Consider the following 16,336-nt stretch of genomic DNA (forward strand, 5'->3'; position numbering starts at 1 on the left):
ACTCCGGTGGGGGGGCTTGTCAAGGCACCCAGGGCTCTGCTGCGGTGGGCGCGGCTTTCCGCCGGTTCTCCAGTTCCGCGCCGACCGCTTCGACCAGGGGCGCGGTGCCGTCACCGGTGACGGCGGAGAGGAGAAAGGTCCGGTACCCCCGCTCCTCGAACCAGGGTTTCAGCTCCCCGGCCGCGCTGCGGACTTCCGGAATGTCCGCCTTGGTAAAGACGACGAACTGCGGCTTGGCGAGCAGCTCGGCGTTGTGCCGTTCGAGCTCACGGTTGATGGTGGCGAAGTTTTCCAGCGGATCGCCCTGCTGCATTCCCGAGAGGTCGACCAGGTGGAGAAAGAGGTCGGTGCGCTCGATGTGGCGCAGAAAGCGCGTCCCGAGGCCGTGCCCTTCGCTCGCCCCGGCGATCAGGCCGGGAATGTCGGCCATGACGAAACTCTTGTAGCCGCCGTAGCGCACCACGCCGAGGTTGGGGACCAGGGTGGTGAAGGGGTAATCGGCGATCTTCGGCCGTGCCGCGGAGACCGCGGCGATCAGCGTCGACTTGCCGGCGTTGGGAAGCCCGACCAGGCCGACATCGGCGAGGAGCTTGAGCTCGAGGCGCAGGACCCGTTCGGCGCCGGGGAGGCCGGGCTGGGCGAAGCGCGGGGCGCGGTTGGTGCTGGTGGTGAAACGCGCATTTCCCTGGCCGCCGCGCCCGCCGGCGAGCAGCTTGAGGCGCTGGCCGGGTTCCGTCAGGTCGGCAAGCAGTTCACCACTTTCGAAGTCATAGACCAGGGTTCCCGGCGGCACCCGGATCTCAAGGTCGTCGCCGTTTTTGCCGTGGCGGTTGCTTCCCATGCCGTGGCCGCCGCTCTGCGCCTTGTAGTGGACCTTGTAGCGAAAATCGAGCAGGGTGCCGAGCCCGGGATCGACGCTGAACCAGACGCTGCCGCCGTCACCGCCGTCACCGCCGTCGGGGCCGCCTAAGGGGACGAACTTCTCGCGGCGGAAGGAAACGCAGCCGCGGCCGCCGTCGCCGGCCTTGACGTTGATCTTGACTTCATCGACGAAACGCATAAGGGTCCTGGGAAAAGATGTCCGGTCAGGAGTTCGAGCCTGGATCACGGTTGCCGGGGTTCAACAAAAAGCCCGGGGCTCGCACTGCGAACCCCGGGCTTTTTATCAGAATGAAGCCCGCGCCCTCAGGCGGGGTAAACACTGATTTTCTGGCGGGTCTTGTCCTTGCGTTCGAACTTGACGACGCCGTCGACCAGGGCGAACAAGGTGTAGTCCTTGCCGCAGCCGACATTATTGCCCGGGTGAAACGTGGTGCCCCGTTGCCGCACCAGAATCGAGCCGGCAGTGACCTGCTGACCACCGAAGCGCTTTACGCCCAGGCGCTTGCCGGCGCTATCGCGGCCGTTGCGGGTACTGCCGCCAGCTTTTTTGTGTGCCATGGGATGCCTCCTTAAGCTTCGATGCCTGTAATCTTCAGGCGGGTGATGGGTTGACGGTGTCCATACTTCTTGCGATAGCCCTTGCGCCGTTTCGAGTGGAAAACAAGGATCTTCTTGTCCTTGTCCTGCTCGACGATCTGCGCCTTGACTTTCGCGCCCGGCAATAGAGGTGCTCCGATTTTAACCTCTTCTCCGCCGACCATGAGGACCTCGTTCAACTCGATGGCATCACCTACCGTGCCTTCGATCTTCTCGACCTTTACCAGGTCTCCTTCGGAAACTTTGTACTGCTTCCCTCCGGTCTTGATCACCGCGTACATACCGCTTCACCTCACTCTCTGTGCATTATCTGAATCTTGAACGCCGCAGTCTAGACCCTGGGTCCAGGACCTGTCAAGGGAAAATTCTTTTTGGTCTTGATCATAGGTCGTATGGGTCGCATAGGACCTATGGACACACTCCCGGTCCGAGAGTGGTTGTCACCAAGGGCAGCATCCGCCGCACGATCTCCGCCACTCCCCGGCGGTTCGGGTGGATGCCGTCCTCCTGGTTCAGCTCTGCCACCCCAGTGACCCCTTCCAGGAAAAAGGGATAGAGAGGGACCTGAAAGCGCTCCGCAAGCTGGGGGTAAAGGGCGTCGAACTTGGTATAATACTCTGCGCCGAGGTTGCGCGGGGCGCGCATGCCGGCGAGCAGGGCCGGAATGCCCCGCTCGCGCAGGCGGGCGAGGATGGCGCCGAGGTTGTCGGCCGCCGCTTGCGGGGGGAGCCCCCGCAGCGCATCGTTGGCTCCCAGTTCGACGATCACCAGCTTTGGTGGCTCGGCGAGCACCCAGTCGAGCCGGGCGCGCCCCCCCGCGGTGGTGTCGCCGGAAACCCCGGCGTTGCTCACGGCGACCCGGCAACCCTGCTCGCGCAGGGCCCGTTCCAGCTGGGCCGGGAAGGCATCGGCGGCGTCCAGCCCGTAGCCGGCGACGAGGCTGTCACCGAGGACGGTGAGGCGAAAAGGCGGCGTCGCGGACTGGGCCGGGGCTGGCGCGAAGAGAAGAAGAAGCAGCAGCAGAAGGAAAGGAACCGGCATGGGGAATCCCCTGGTTGCAATTGATGATCTGCATCTGAGTCTAGTCGGCGGCAGCGGCCGGGTCAATATCCTGCGCGGGATCGACCTGCAGCTCGCGGCCGGGGAGACCCTCAGCGTCGCCGGCACCTCGGGGGCGGGCAAGACCACCCTGCTGATGGCGATTGCCGGCCTGGAGCAGGTGAGCGCCGGACGCATCCGCATCGCCGGAGTCGATATCACCGGGCTCGACGAAGACGCCCTGGCCCGCTTTCGGCGGCGTCATGTCGGCATTGTTTTCCAATCCTTTCACCTGGTGGCGACGATGACCGCCGCCGAGAATATCGCGCTCCCCCTCGAGTTCGCCGGTATCCCCGATGCCGCCGAACAGGCGGCGGCGGCCCTTGCCAGCGTCGGCCTTGCGGCGCGCCGCCACCACTACCCGGGGCAGCTCTCCGGCGGCGAGCAGCAGCGGGTCGCCCTGGCAAGGGCCTTTGTCGCGCGCCCGGCGCTTTTGCTGGCCGACGAACCGACCGGCAATCTCGACGCCGAAACCGGTGCCCGGGTCATGGAGCTCCTCTTCGCCCTGCAGGCGGAGCAGGGCACGACGCTGCTGCTGGTGACCCACGACCCGGCCCTGGCGGAGCGCTGCAGCCGGCGCCTGCTGATGCGCGACGGGGTCCTGCTGGCCGGCCCCGGGAAAAGCCGATGACAGACCCGGCCCTCCTTCCCCAGGCCTGGCGACTGGCGCGGCGGGAGTTGCGCGGTGGTCTGCACGGCTTCGGGGTCTTCCTCGGCTGTCTCTTTCTCGGGGTCTTTGCCATCGCCGCCATCGGCACCTTCTCGGCAAGCGCACGCCAGGGGCTCCTCAACGATGCCCGGGCCCTGCTTGGCGGCGATCTCGAAGTCCACCGGGCGCAGCGGGAACTCGACCCGGACCAGCTGGAGTGGCTGCGCAGCGCCGGTTCAGTCTCGGAGGTCTCCACCCTGCGTTCCATGGCGCGGGCGATCGGCAACCCGGCCCGGGCCCTGGTCGAGATAAAGGCGGTCGACGGCAATTATCCCCTCTATGGCAGCGTTGAGAGTGCACCGCCCCAGCCCCTCGCCAGCGCTCTGCAGAGGGAGGCGGACGGGCTCTTCGGCGCCCTCGGCGAGGCGGCGCTGCTGCAACGGCTGCAGCTTGCGGTGGGGGATGAGCTGCAGCTCGGCGCGATCCGCCTGCGGCTGGTCGGGGTGCTGACCCGTGAGCCGGACCGGAGCCTGCGCGGGTTCAACCTCGGGCCGCGGCTGCTGGTGAGTCGCACCGCGCTGGCGGCGAGCGGCCTGCTGCAGCCGGGAAGTCTGGTGACCTACAATTACCGGTTGCGCCTGGCGCCGGGGGGAAGTGCCGAAGACGTGCGCAGCCGCCTGCAGGCCGCCTATCCCCGGGCGGGATGGCGGATTCACATCTGGCGCGAGGCGGCGCCGCGGGTGCGGCGGATTCTCGACCGGCTTAGCGTCAACCTCAGCCTGGTCGGGCTTTGTGCCCTCCTCATAGGCGGGGTCGGTGTCGCCGGCGCGGTCCGGGGCTACCTTGCCGGCAAGGTCTACCATATCGCGACCATGAAGTGTCTCGGCGCCAGCGGCCGCACCATCTTTGCCGGCTACCTGGTGCAGGTGCTGTTCCTCGGTGCGCTCGGTGCCGGTGCCGGGCTCCTCCTCGCCGCAGCGGTCCCCTGGCTCGCCGTGACCCTGGCCGGCGCGGCCCTGCCGCTGCCGCTGCAGCCCGGCTTTTATCCTCTCCCGCTCGTCACCGCCGCCCTTTGCGGCCTGCTGGTCGCCCTCCTTTTCAGTCTTGGTCCCCTGGCGGCGGCCCGTCGGGTGTCGCCGGCGATGCTCTTCCGTGGCTATGCCGGCGAGGTGGCGTCGGGGAGCGGGAGCGGGATCCGCCTGCTAACCGGAGGGGTCGCTCTGGCACTGGTCGCGGTGGCGGTGGCGAGCAGCGCCGACCGGCGTCTGGCGCTCTGGTTTCTGGCCGGCGCCGCGCTCTGCTTTCTCCTTTTTCGGGGCCTGGCGCTGCTGGTGGTCGCTGCCTCGCGCCTGGCGCCGCGGCCCAAACGCCCCTTTTTGCGCCTCGCTCTCGGCAATATTCACCGCCGCGGCTCACCGGCTGCGAGCGCCATCTTTTCCCTCGGTCTCGGTTTGACGGCACTGGTGATCCTCGCCCTGGTCCAGGCCAACCTCACCCGGCTGGTGGACGAAACCCTGCCGGCGGAGGCGCCGGCCTTCTTCTTTTTCGACCTCCAGCCCGACCAGGTGCCGGCCTTCTCCGAACTCATGGAAACCCTGCCGGGCGTGCGGCGCAGTGAACGCTTCCCGACTCTGCGCGGACGGATCGTCGCGATCAAGGGGGTACCGGTCGAGGCGGCGAATATCGCCCCCAATGTCGAGTGGGCGGTGCGCGGCGACCGCTGGCTGAGCTACACGGCAGCGATGCCGGCGCAGACCCGGCTGGTGGCCGGGAGTTGGTGGCCGGCCGCTTACCAGGGGCCGCCGCAGCTGTCGCTGACCGCCGATCTCGCCAGCGGTTTCGGCGTCACCGTTGGCGACGAACTGACCGTCAGCCTGCTCGGCCGCGAGATAACCGCCCGCATCGCGAGCCTGCGCGAGGTCGACTGGTCGACCCTCGATCTCAACTTCGCCCTCCTCTTCTCGCCCGGGGTCCTGGAAGGGGCACCCCAGACCTATATCGCCACCGCCTACCTGGCGGCGGCCGACGAAGCCCGGGTCTACCGGGCGGTCACCGACCGCTTTCCCAATATTTCGGCGGTCACCGTGCGCGAGGTGCTGGCCAATGTCGCCCGCACCCTGGGCCGGCTGGCCATGGCGTTTCGCGCCGTGGCCGCCGTGGCGCTCCTGAGCGGCTTCCTGGTACTGGCCGGCGCACTTTCCGCTGACCAGCACCGGCGCATCCATGCCGCGGTGATCTTCAAGGTCTGCGGCGCAACCCGGCGCGACCTGCTGGCCGCCTTTGCCGCCGAATTTCTGCTGCTGGGGCTGGCCGCCGGGGCGATCGCCGCGGTGGTCGGCAGTCTCGCCGCCTGGGGCATCCTCCAGGGGTTGATGGAGACCCCCTTTCAGCTGCCGGTGACCACGGTACTGGCAACGCTCGGTGCCGGCATCGGCCTGACCCTGCTGCTCGGCCTCTCCGGCACCTGGCGGGCGCTGGGGCAGAAGCCGGCCGGGTACCTGCGCGAAGAATAATATCATGGTGGCAGGTGGTATTACGGCGCCAAATGTGGTGAACTTGCAGAGCTGTTACGGTGCGGAAAAGACCTGGCGCCCAGCGGTGGCAAGAAACAGAATTGACAGATTTACGGGATAGACGACCAATGAACGACCGTCCTCCAGCGCCCCAGCCTGCCCCCGGCGACGTCCGTACCGTCGCCGCCGCCACCAGGGTTCTCACCGGGGCCGGGCCGCGGCGCGGAATGGCGCGGCTCCTCCCCTTCCTCGGTCCCGCCTTCATCGCCAGCATCGCCTATGTCGATCCCGGCAACTTCGCCACCAACATCGAGGGGGGCGCCAAGTTCGGCTACACCCTGCTCTGGGTCGTCGTCGCCTGCAACCTGATGGCGATGCTGGTCCAAATTCTCGCCGCCAAGGTCGGCATCGCCACCGGGTACAACCTTGCCGAGCTCTGCCGGCTCCATTTCCCCCGGCCGGTGGTGTGGGGGATGTGGGTCGTCATGGAGCTGGTGGCGATGGCCACCGACCTCGCCGAATTCATCGGCGCCGCGGTAGGCCTCAACCTTCTCTTCGGCATGCCGCTCGGGATCGCCGGGCTGCTCACCGCGGTCATCACCTTCCTGATCCTCGCCCTGCAGTCCCGCGGCTTCCGCCCCCTAGAGGCGGTTATCACCGCCCTGCTCGGGGTGATCGCAGTCTGTTACGTGATCGAGACCTTTCTCGACAAGCCGGACTGGTCGCTGGTGATTTTCCATGCGGTGACGCCGCGCTTCGCCGGGGCCGAAAGCGTGCTGCTGGCGGCGGGGATCCTCGGCGCCACGGTGATGCCGCACGTGATCTTCCTGCACTCTTCGCTGACCCAGGGACGCATCGTCGTGACCGACCCGGTGCAGAAACGGGGCCTCTTTCGCTTCCAGATCGTCGACGTGACGATCGCCATGTCGATCGCCGGCTTTGTCAACGCGGCGATGCTGATGATGGCGGCCGCTACCTTTCACCGCGCCGGCTACAGTCACATTGCCACCATCGAAGAGGCCCACCGCACCCTGGAGCCGCTCCTCGGCGCCGCCGCCGGCTGGGTCTTCGCCATTTCGCTCCTCGCCGCCGGCCTCGCCTCCACCACCGTCGGCACCATGGCCGGGCAGGTGATCATGCAGGGATTTCTGAAGCGGCAGATTCCGATCTGGCTGCGGCGCCTGATCACCATCGTCCCCTCCCTGGTGATCATCTTCCTCGGCTTCGACCCGACCCGCACCCTGGTCATCAGCCAGGTGGTGTTAAGCTTTGGTCTCCCCTTCGCCGTCCTGCCGCTGATCCTCTTCTGCCAGCGGCGCGACCTGATGGGAGACCTGGTCAATAGCCGGCCGACCAACCTCCTCGCCTGGGGGGTGGCGTTGCTGGTCATTGCCCTGAATCTCTATCTGCTCTGGCAGACTTTCCTGGGAGCCTGACGACCATGATTCAACATCTTCTGGTCCCCCTTGACGGCTCGACCCTGGCCGAAGCGGCCCTCCCCGTGGCCCAGGCGCTGGCGCTGGCGCTGGATGCCCGGATCACCCTGATGCATGTCATCGAAGAGGACGCCGCAGAGCTGATCCATGGCGAACCGCACCTGACCGAAGCGACCGCGGCCGCGGCCTACCTGCAGCGCCTGCAGCAGCGGTTGCAGGTGGCGGGACTGCGCATCGACTGCCACGTCCACGCCACCGCCGTCGTCGACGTCGCCGCCGGCATTGCCGCCCACCAACAGGAACTTCGTCCCGACCTGATCGTCATGTGCACCCATGGTCCGGCCGGGCTTGCCCGGCGCATGCGCGGCAGCCTCGCCCAGCAGGTGGTGGAACTCGGCCAGACCCCGCTGCTGCTGGTGCGTCCTGACAGCAGCGGTCGTGAGGACATCTTTTCCCTGCAGCAGATCCTGGTACCCCTCGACGGCCGGGCCGAACATGGCGCCGGTCTCGACCTCGCCATGGAACTGGCCGCCGCCGCCGGCGCCTGCCTGCAGCTGCTGTCGATCGTCGCCACGCTGCCGTCCCTGGCCGGGACCGAAGCAACCCTCTCCCGGTTTCTGCCGGCCTCCTCGCAAAAACTCCAGGAACTGGCGCAGCAAGGTCTGCGACAATTTCTCGATGCCGCCCTGGCACGGGCCGCAGCCGAGGGGATCACCGCCAGTGCCGAACTCCGTGCCGGCAAGGTGCCGGTGGTGATCGCCGAGGCGGCCAGCGCCGGCGCTGCCGACCTGATCGTCATGGCTACCCACGGCAAGGCGGGCGCCAAGGCGTTCTGGGCCAACAGCGTCGCCGGGGCGGTGCAGGCTAAAACCAGTCGTCCGCTGCTGCTGGTGCCGGTCTGAACGGGACATGCTGGCAGGCCGGATCAGCAGGGGAAAAAGAGCGGGGGCGGCCATTTCGGCCGCCCCCGCTGCTGTTGTCCAATCAAGGTTTCTGTCGGGATTGTTTGTCCGTCCCCTTCAGCCGAGCATGATCTCGAACTGCTCGATGTGAAAGTTGGGGCGGGCATTGATGGCGATCTGTTTTTCGAACTGGCGCTCGATCTCCTCGATGCCGGGGTGCTCCTCGTCGGAGAGGAGAGCGGCGACGTCGGGGTGGGTGAGGAGGGTGACCCGGTAACCGGGGAGGTCGCGCAGCTCCCGGCACAGCTCACGGAAGATCTCGTAGACCATGGTGGTGCGGCTCTTGACGTACCCTTTCCCCTCGCAGTAGGGGCAGGGCTCGCAGAGGGTGCGGCCGATGCTCTCCCGCACCCGCTTGCGGGTCATCTCGACCAGGCCGAGCTCGGAGATCTTGAGGATGTTGGTCTTGCTCTTGTCGCTCTTGAGCGCCTCTTCGAGGGCGGAATGGACCTTTTCGCGGTGCGCTTCCTTCTCCATGTCGATGAAGTCGATGATGATCAGCCCGCCGATGTTGCGCAGCCGTAGCTGGTAGGCGATCTCCTTGACCGCCTCGAGGTTGGTCTTGAGGATGGTGTCCTCGAGGTTGTGTTTGCCGACAAAACGCCCGGTGTTGACGTCGACGGCGGTCAGCGCCTCGGTCTGCTCGATGATGATGTAGCCGCCGCTCTTCAGCCAGACCTTGCGCCCGAGGGCCCGGGAGATCTCCACCTCGAGGCCGAAGTTGTCGAAGATCGGCTCGTCGCCGTCGTGCAGTTCGAGGGCATACTTGAGCTTGGGCATGAAGGTGCTTAAAAAGCCGACGATCTTGGCATACTCCTCGCGGGTGTCGACGACGATGCGGGCGACATCCTCGGTGAGGATGTCGCGCAGCACCTTGCTGGTGACGTCGAGATCGGAATGGATCAGCGCCGGAGCGCCGCAGTTTTCACGGCGGCGGACGATTTCGCGCCAGAGGCCGACGAGAAATTCCATGTCGGCGCGCAAATCTTCTTCGCTCTTCCCCTCTGCGGCGGTGCGGACGATGAAGCCGGTACCCGGCGGGCGGATCGCTTCGATCAGCTCGCGCAGGCGATTTTTCTCCTCCTCGAGCTCAATGCGCCGCGAGATGCCGACATGGTCGACGGTCGGCATGTAGACCAAGTGCCGGCCGGGGAGGGAGATGTGGGAGGTGATGCGGGCTCCCTTGGTGCCGAGGGGTTCCTTGGCGACCTGGACCAGGATCTCCTGCCCCTCCTGGAGCAGGTCCTCGATCGGCGGCAGCTGCCGCTCCTCGTCCCCCCCCTCGGCCGGTTTGGCGTGCTGGCTGGCGCCCTCGACAAACTGCTCCACCGCTTCCATCTCGTCATGGACATCGGCGACGTAGAGAAACGCCGCCTTCTCCAGGCCGATATCGACGAAAGCCGCCTGCATCCCGGGCAGCACCCGGATCACCTTCCCCTGGTAAATGTTGCCGACGATCCCGCGCTCCCGGCTGCGCTCGATGTAAAGCTCGGCAATGTGGCCGGCCTCCAGCAGCGCAACGCGGGTCTCGTGGGAGGTCGTGTTGATGACCAGTTCCTTGGCCATATAACCTCCGGATTCTTGAAAGATGTAAAAAGAAAACCGCGAAAGCGGAAAAATTCGATTATGCGGCTCTCACTCGTTCGCTTTGCTCACTTGAGATCACAGAGGAGACGGAGCAACCCAGGCTTTTGGGGGCGGATATTCCTCTGTGACCTCTGTGCCCTCTAGCGACTGCAAGCAAGGAGCGAGTGAGAGACGATTTTGCCGTTCAATCCCCCAGCAGCGCCGCCGTCTTGCGGATTTCCAGCGACCGGGCTGCCTCGCTGGTGATGCCGAGCAGGTGGGCGGCGAGTAGCGCCGGACTCCCCTTGCGCAGGTGCAGCCAGAGGACATCCTTTTCGAGTACCAGGTCGAGAACCTCGGGACGCAAATCGACGGTGACGGTCTTGTGTCCCTTGCTGCGCGTCACCGGCAGGCTGGTGGCGGCGAGGAACGTCGCCACCCGGGCGGCAAGGTCTTGCGGCGCCGAAGCGGGGAGCAGGACCCGGTAAACAACTTCCCTAATGCTAACAGAGGGGGACGGGGTCTGCCAATGGAGAGCCGCACCTTCGAGAATCCGGAAGCCCTGCGGCAGCTCGGCGTTGAGCCCCTCGACCACGGCCTGGGCCGTGAGGGGCTGGAAGAGTTCGATGTCGATGATCTCGGCATCGCTCGCCACTCCGGTCGGCAGGGCATCGGGAAAGGAGATGCGGGGCTGGGGGTGAAAGCCACCGGAAAAACGGACTGGCAACCGGGCGCGGCGCGCGGCGCGGTGGATCACGGTCATGAACTCGAGGTGGCCGACAAAGCGCGCCTTGCCGTCCTTGCGCAGCCGTAGCCGGATTTTGTAACGTTCCTCATCGCCGGCCGGCTGTGCCGGTGGGGCGGGGGGGAGCAGCAGTTCGCCATGCTCGACCAGGCGCATGCGCAACGCCTCGAAGTCACAGACTCCGCAGCCGCTGCAGTCTCCTCCCCGGCAGTCGGGGGTGTAAGCCAGTTCCCTGGCGCGGCGGCGTTCGCGGACAAAGAAGTCCTTGGGGATACCGCAGTCGATGTGGTCCCAGGGGAGAACTTCGGCCTCATCCCGCTCCCGCAGGTACCAGGACGGGTCGATCCCGCAGTCGGCAAACGCCTGCTGCCAGAGCTCGAAGCGGAAATGGTCGCGCCAGCCGTCGAAACGGCAGCCGAGCTGCTGGGCCCGTTCCAGCACCGGGGCGAGGCGCCGGTCGCCGCGGGCAAAGACCCCCTCCATGAAGGAGAGTTCCGCCTCGTGCCACTTGAGCCGCAACTTCTTCTGGCGCAACCCGTCGCGCAGCAGCACCTGGCGGCGCAAGGTCTCCTCGATGCCGAGCTGCGCCTCCCACTGAAAGGGGGTGTGCGCCTTGGGGACGAAAGTGGAGACCGCGACGTTAACGTCGGCGCCCCCTTCGGTCCCCTTGCCGCTGCGCTTGACCCGGGCCGCGAGATCGATAATCGCCGCCAGGTCGGCGTCGGTTTCGGTCGGCAGGCCGAGCATGAAGTAGAGCTTGAGGATCCGCCAGCCGAGGCCGAAGGCGCTCTGGGCGGTCGCGAGCAGGTCGTCCTCGCTGATCCCCTTGTTGATGACGTTGCGCAGCCGCTCGCTCCCCGCCTCCGGGGCGAGGGTGAAGCCGGTCTTGCGCACTTTTTTGATCTCCTCCATCAGCTCGGGGGTCAGGGAGCCGACCCGCAGGCTCGGGAAGGAGATCGCCACCTTCTCCGCCGCGTAGCGATCCATCAGCCCCTTGAGGAGCGGTTCGATGCAGCTGTAGTCGCCGGTGGAGAGGGAGAGGAGCGAGACCTCCTCGTAGCCGGAGCTGGCGAGGGAGGCCTCGATCACATCGGCAATGCGCTGCGGTGCACGCTCGCGCACCGGCCGGTAGATGTAGCCGGCCTGGCAGAAACGGCAGCCACGGGTACAACCGCGGGCGATCTCCACCGCGACCCGGTCGTGGACGGTGTTCATGAAGGGAACGATCGGCGCCGTCGGGTAGGGGACGGCGTCGAGGTCGGCGAGAAAACGGCGGCGGACCGTTGCGTAGCCCGGTTGCTGCGGCTGGATCGCCTTGATGCTGCCATCTGGCTGGTAGTCGACGTCAAACAGGGCCGGCAGGTAGAGCCCCTCGATCTGCGCCAGGCGCCGGTAGAGGGCGGGTCGATCCTCGCCCGCGGCACGGGAGGTGCGCAGGGCGGCGCAAAGCTCGACCACCGCCTCCTCACCGTCACCGATGACGGCGCAATCGATGAAATCGGCGAGCGGCTCGGGGTTGAAGGCGCAGGGGCCGCCGACGACGATCAGCGGATCCGCGGCGCCGCGCTGCTCGCGGCGCAGGGGGATGCCGCCGAGTTGCAGCATGTTGAGGATATTGCTGTAAGAGAGTTCGTACTGCAGGGTAAAGCCGACGATGTCGAAGCTGGCCAGCGGTCGCTCGCTTTCGAGAGAGACCAGCGGTGCGCCGGTTTCACGCAGGTGGCCCTCCATGTCGGGCCAGGGGGCGTAGACCCGCTCGGCGGCAATGTCGTCGAGGCCGTTGAGAATGTGGTAGAGGATGGCAAAGCCGAGATGGCTCATGCCGACTTCGTAGACATCGGGGAAGGCGAGGGCAAAGTGGAGGTCGACCTGCGCTTCCGGTTTGTGCACACTGCCGCGCTCACCGCCGAGGTAACGGGACGGTCGATTGATCTGGCCCAGGAGCTGGTCGAGATTCATGGTGAAAGCTTTCGGGGCAAAAGTTGTGAAACAGAAAAAATATCATGATGGCAGCCGCAGTTACAAGGCCTTTTAATATATCGGAAAGGATTCGGCCCGCGGCTGCTTGACAATCGGTCTTCTGCGCGGGAAACTCCAGTGAAGTCGAATAATTTTGAGGAGTTGACGGGCGTGGACAAGGTCCTGGTGGTGGATGACGACCGGCTGTTGCGGAACATGGCGGAAGATCTGCTGGTCCGCAACGGCCTTGCGGTGCAGACGGCTAAGTGCGGGGAGGAGTGCCTGCAGGTCATCGCCAGCCAGGAATTCAGCACCGTCCTGCTCGACCTGATCCTCCCCGACCATAACGGCCTCGACCTGTTGCCGCGGATTCACCAGCTGCGTCCCGACCTGCCGGTGGTCATCATGACCGCCTATGCGAGCCTCGATTCGGCGGTCGAGGCGATCAAGAAGGGGGCCTACGATTACATCACCAAGCCCCTCGATCCGGTCCTGCTCAGCAACTCCATCGACAAGGCCCTCGCCAGTTACGGCCTGATCCGCTCCAACCGGGAGCTGATCCGCCGCCTGGAGGAACGGGTCCAGCGTCTCGATCTCGTCAACCAGGTCGGCATGGCGGTCACCGCTACCCTGCAGTTCGATGACCTGATCGCGCTGGCCCGCGAAACTCTCGGCCAGCTTTTTCATTGCCGGGTGCAGCTCTGGCTGCGCCAGGAGCAGGGGCGCAAGCTCCTCCTCTATGGTGGCCAGGGGAGCGAAACCCGGGCCGTGGTCCAGCTGGCGCGGCAGGTGATGGAAGACGGCACGCCGCTCTGCCTCGACCGGGAGTTTCCGGCAATGGTCGCGCCGCTGGTGGTCGGCAACCGGCCGATCGGGGTGATGGGGGTAAGCCGCGAGCCGGGACAGCGTGCCTTTGACCCGGAGGATTTCGAGATCTACAAGGCGCTGGTCAGTTTCCTGGCGATCGCTACCGAGAATGCCCGCCTGACCCGGGATCTGCGCAAATCAAAGGAGATCGTCGAGGAATATTCCGTGACCCTGGAGGCCAAGGTGCGGGAGCGCACCCTGGAGCTCGAACAGCGCCATTCCGAACTGCAGGCGGCCCATTCCCGGCTGGTCCAGACCACCGCCAATCTCGAGCAGTCGAACCGGCAGTTGCGGGAGACTCGGGACCGGCTAATCTCCCAGGAAAAGATGGCTTCGCTCGGGGTCGTTGCCGCGGGAGTGGCCCACGAAATCAACAACCCGATCGGCTTTATCAATTCCAACCTGGAAACCCTGGGGGACTATTTCACCGACCTCAACCGCTACCTGCGGGTGAGCCACGACACTCTGGCCGTCTTCGCCGCCGGACGGGATCCGCAGGCTCAGCTCGCCGAACTGCGGCGGGCGCTGGAGGATCTTGACCTTGATTTTCTGCTCGACGATATCCCCAAGCTGGTCGGGGAGAGCCGGCAGGGGATCGCCCGTGTCAGCAAGATCGTCCTCGACCTCAAGGTTTTCTCCCGCCAGGACAATTGGGAGATGGTGTCGGCCGATGTCAACAAGGCTCTGGAGAGTGCCCTGACCATCGCCTGGAACCAGCTCAAGTACAAGACCGAGGTCAAGAAGGAGCTGGCCGAGCTGCCACCGGTCCTCTGTGCCCCCAACCGGCTCTCCCAGGTCTTTCTCAACCTGCTGGTCAACGCCGCCCAGGCGATCGAGACCAAGGGGGTGGTGCGCTTGCGCAGCCGGGCGCTCAAGGACAAGGTGCGGGTGATTGTCGCCGATACCGGGTGCGGCATTCCGGCCCAGCTGCGCAAACGCATTCTCGATCCCTTCTTTACCACCAAGCGCCCCGGCGAGGGGACCGGTCTCGGTCTCTCGCTGACCTATGAAATCGTGCAACGCCACGGCGGCCGGCTGCGGGTCCGGTCGCTGCCGGGCAAGGGAACCTGCATGGTCGTCGAGCTCCCGCTGCAACGGGCGGCCGCCGGCTGAATCCGGAATGACTCAAGGAGGAAGGTATGGCTTACAAGATCATGATCGTCGATGACGAGGAGAACGTCCGCAATTCCCTGATTCGCCTGCTGCGACGGGAGGGGTTCGATCTGGTAACGGCGTCATCGGCGACCGAGGCGATGGAGATTCTCCTTGAGGAGCCGGTCGATCTGATCATCTCCGACGAAAAGATGCCGGGGATGAGCGGTCTGGAATTTCTCAAGCTGGTACGCCAGCGCCATCCGGAGACGATGCGGTTTATCCTCACCGGGCATGCCGACCCCGAGTTCATCATCCGCGCCATCAACGAGGGGGAAATTTACCGCTTTTTCACCAAGCCCTGGGATAACGAGGACATGAAGAGCGCCATTCGCAGCGCCTTGAATTATCTGGAGCTGATCCGCGAGAACCGGCGCCTGCACGAGCTGGTGCATCGCCAGGAGGAAGAGTTGGCCCTGTTGCGCAAGAACCCTTGAGGGCGTGACTCAAATCTACCCCGGGGCGCCCGGGTGCGGGCGGTGGTTTTTTGTTGCCAAGATTGGATGCGCTGGGGTATTTAGCGGGAGGGATTATTTTAGCGAAACTGAAAAAGCTGTTCGGGATGCGCCATGGAACGACTCTTTAAGGGCTACATGAAATTCCGCCAGGAGGACTTTGCCGGTCACCAGGAGCTCTTCCAGCAGCTGGGGCGGAGCCAGGCGCCGCATACCCTCTTCATCGGTTGCTCCGATTCCCGGGTGGTTCCCAACCTGATCACCAACACCCATCCGGGCGAGCTCTTCATCGTCCGCAATATTGCCAATATCGTACCGCCCTACCGCAAAACCGAGGAGTATGTCGCCACCACCTCGGCCGTGGAGTATGCGGTGCAGGCCCTGAAGGTCGACAGCATCGTCGTCTGCGGCCATTCCAACTGCGGCGGCTGTGCGGCGATGAATCTCAGTGCCGCCGAGCTGTCGCATCTTCCCCACGTGCGCAAGTGGCTCGATGTTTCCAAGGAGGTGCGGGGGCGGGTCGACCGGCTGATGACCGGGAATTCGCCGGAAGAACGGGAATGGTTGACGGAGCAGGTGAATATCCTGGTGCAGATGCGCAACCTGCTGACTTATCCCTACGTCAGGGAGCGTTTCGAAAAGGGGACGCTCAGTATCTATGGGTGGCACTACATTATTGAAACCGGCGAAATCTTCAGCTTTAACGATGAAAGTCAGCTCTTCGAGCTGATCTCCTGATTCCCTGCCCGATACTCAGCACTCATCCCTCCGAGTTCCCCCCGCCCCATACCGGATCCTGGCTGAACTGTTCCCGCAGCCGTTCTTCGGGAAACTGTTCGAGGAATTCCTCATGACTGAAGCTGAAACGATAATTGCGGCAGTAGCTGGTCAGCAGCTGGTAAGCGGCATTGACGCGGCGGATGGCCGCGGCATCTTCGCCCCCGGCGTCGGGGTGGTGCCGTCGCACCAACTGGTGGTAGCGACGGCGGATTTCGGCTAGGCTCGCCCGTTCTCCGAGTTCAAGGGTGCCTAGCGCCTGGACCAATTCCTGAAAATTCATTTCCGGCTCCCGGTGCGAGTTTAGAACGACCGATTGCCACTGTTACCACGTTTAATGGTGGTGGACAATGCCACCGGCGGTTGGTTGCGAACGGTGTTATACTTTTTCGGGTAAAAATTACCTTGACGGACGTTTTTCGAGTGCTAGCATGGTGACCGGTTGCTCCAGGGTGGTTCAACCCCAAATCAGGAGAATAGTCATGGAAAATCTTTGGAAACTGCGCGACATAGGTTACCGCGTCAACGACCTCGGTGACCGTGCCGAGTACGACCTGCTGCTGCGGCGTTTTCACGACGAGGAAAAGGTCAGCAACATGCGCAACCTCCTCTATGGCAACGCGAGTCTCGCCGCGGGCGAGAAAGACAAAAAGCCCGGCTGACCTTCTGCGCGTCACC

The 16,336-nt window shown here is 65.1% G+C and carries 15 protein-coding genes; 8 read left to right on the top strand and 7 right to left on the bottom strand.

The annotated features are described in order from the left end of the window. Positions 1-19: 19 nt before the first annotated feature. The 4 genes from obgE to ACYQ8E_RS15200 form a co-directional block, all read right to left on the bottom strand. Complete coding sequence (gene obgE / locus ACYQ8E_RS15185) at positions 20-1,060, bottom strand: GTPase ObgE (protein WP_066724480.1); 1,041 nt, start codon at positions 1,058-1,060, stop codon at positions 20-22. Positions 1,061-1,185: 125 nt separating this feature from the next. Continuing rightward, positions 1,186-1,440: a 50S ribosomal protein L27 gene (gene rpmA, locus ACYQ8E_RS15190; protein ID WP_066724484.1), complete on the bottom strand. Its 255-nt coding sequence runs from the start codon at positions 1,438-1,440 to the stop codon at positions 1,186-1,188. A gap of 11 nt (positions 1,441-1,451) precedes the next feature. Then, positions 1,452-1,760 carry a 50S ribosomal protein L21 gene (gene rplU, locus ACYQ8E_RS15195; protein WP_066724491.1) on the bottom strand — a complete coding sequence of 103 codons (309 nt, stop codon included), beginning with the start codon at positions 1,758-1,760 and terminating at the stop codon, positions 1,452-1,454. A gap of 127 nt (positions 1,761-1,887) precedes the next feature. Next, complete coding sequence (locus ACYQ8E_RS15200; RefSeq protein ID WP_066724492.1) at positions 1,888-2,520, bottom strand: arylesterase; 633 nt, start codon at positions 2,518-2,520, stop codon at positions 1,888-1,890. Here ACYQ8E_RS15200 and ACYQ8E_RS15205 point away from each other — a divergent pair. The 4 genes from ACYQ8E_RS15205 to ACYQ8E_RS15220 all read left to right on the top strand — a co-directional run bounded on the left by ACYQ8E_RS15205 (position 2,519) and on the right by ACYQ8E_RS15220 (position 8,077). Then, entirely contained in the window at positions 2,519-3,208 is a 690-nt protein-coding gene (locus ACYQ8E_RS15205) for an ABC transporter ATP-binding protein (RefSeq protein ID WP_066724493.1), read from the top strand. The genes ACYQ8E_RS15200 and ACYQ8E_RS15205 overlap by 2 nt on opposite strands. Beyond that, positions 3,205-5,739, top strand: a complete 2,535-nt coding sequence (locus ACYQ8E_RS15210; RefSeq protein WP_066724494.1) for an ABC transporter permease — start codon at positions 3,205-3,207, stop codon at positions 5,737-5,739. Before ACYQ8E_RS15205 ends, ACYQ8E_RS15210 begins: the two co-directional genes overlap by 4 nt. Positions 5,740-5,867: 128 nt before the next feature. After that, the gene (locus tag ACYQ8E_RS15215; RefSeq protein ID WP_066724498.1) at positions 5,868-7,175 is read left to right on the top strand and encodes an Nramp family divalent metal transporter; all 1,308 of its coding nucleotides are present in this window, start codon (positions 5,868-5,870) and stop codon (positions 7,173-7,175) included. Between the two features lie 5 nt (positions 7,176-7,180). Beyond that, positions 7,181-8,077, top strand: a complete 897-nt coding sequence (locus ACYQ8E_RS15220) for a universal stress protein (protein WP_066724501.1) — start codon at positions 7,181-7,183, stop codon at positions 8,075-8,077. A 117-nt stretch (positions 8,078-8,194) separates the two neighbouring features. Here ACYQ8E_RS15220 and ACYQ8E_RS15225 read toward each other — a convergent pair whose 3' ends face one another. Both ACYQ8E_RS15225 and ACYQ8E_RS15230 read right to left on the bottom strand, forming a co-directional pair. Continuing rightward, the gene (locus ACYQ8E_RS15225) at positions 8,195-9,703 is read right to left on the bottom strand and encodes an Rne/Rng family ribonuclease (protein ID WP_066724503.1); all 1,509 of its coding nucleotides are present in this window, start codon (positions 9,701-9,703) and stop codon (positions 8,195-8,197) included. Between the two features lie 205 nt (positions 9,704-9,908). Further along, a complete protein-coding gene (locus ACYQ8E_RS15230; RefSeq protein ID WP_066724506.1) occupies positions 9,909-12,407 on the bottom strand; it encodes a TIGR03960 family B12-binding radical SAM protein in 2,499 nt (832 codons plus the stop codon). A gap of 171 nt (positions 12,408-12,578) precedes the next feature. Between ACYQ8E_RS15230 and ACYQ8E_RS15235 the strand changes: the two genes are divergently transcribed. The 3 genes from ACYQ8E_RS15235 (at position 12,579) to ACYQ8E_RS15245 (ending at position 15,619) form a co-directional block, all read left to right on the top strand. Next, the gene (locus ACYQ8E_RS15235; protein ID WP_066724509.1) at positions 12,579-14,387 is read left to right on the top strand and encodes a response regulator; all 1,809 of its coding nucleotides are present in this window, start codon (positions 12,579-12,581) and stop codon (positions 14,385-14,387) included. Positions 14,388-14,413: 26 nt separating this feature from the next. Beyond that, a complete protein-coding gene (locus ACYQ8E_RS15240) occupies positions 14,414-14,863 on the top strand; it encodes a response regulator (RefSeq protein ID WP_066724512.1) in 450 nt (149 codons plus the stop codon). Between the two features lie 132 nt (positions 14,864-14,995). Beyond that, complete coding sequence (locus ACYQ8E_RS15245) at positions 14,996-15,619, top strand: carbonic anhydrase (protein ID WP_066724515.1); 624 nt, start codon at positions 14,996-14,998, stop codon at positions 15,617-15,619. 22 nt (positions 15,620-15,641) lie between these two features. On the opposite strand, the gene ACYQ8E_RS15250 is transcribed toward ACYQ8E_RS15245, so the two are convergent. Continuing rightward, entirely contained in the window at positions 15,642-15,941 is a 300-nt protein-coding gene (locus tag ACYQ8E_RS15250) for a J domain-containing protein (protein ID WP_066724517.1), read from the bottom strand. Between the two features lie 199 nt (positions 15,942-16,140). Between ACYQ8E_RS15250 and ACYQ8E_RS15255 the strand changes: the two genes are divergently transcribed. Then, complete coding sequence (locus ACYQ8E_RS15255; protein WP_066724519.1) at positions 16,141-16,320, top strand: hypothetical protein; 180 nt, start codon at positions 16,141-16,143, stop codon at positions 16,318-16,320. Positions 16,321-16,336 lie beyond the last annotated feature (16 nt).

It is taken from the genome of Desulfuromonas carbonis, from assembly GCF_054658035.1.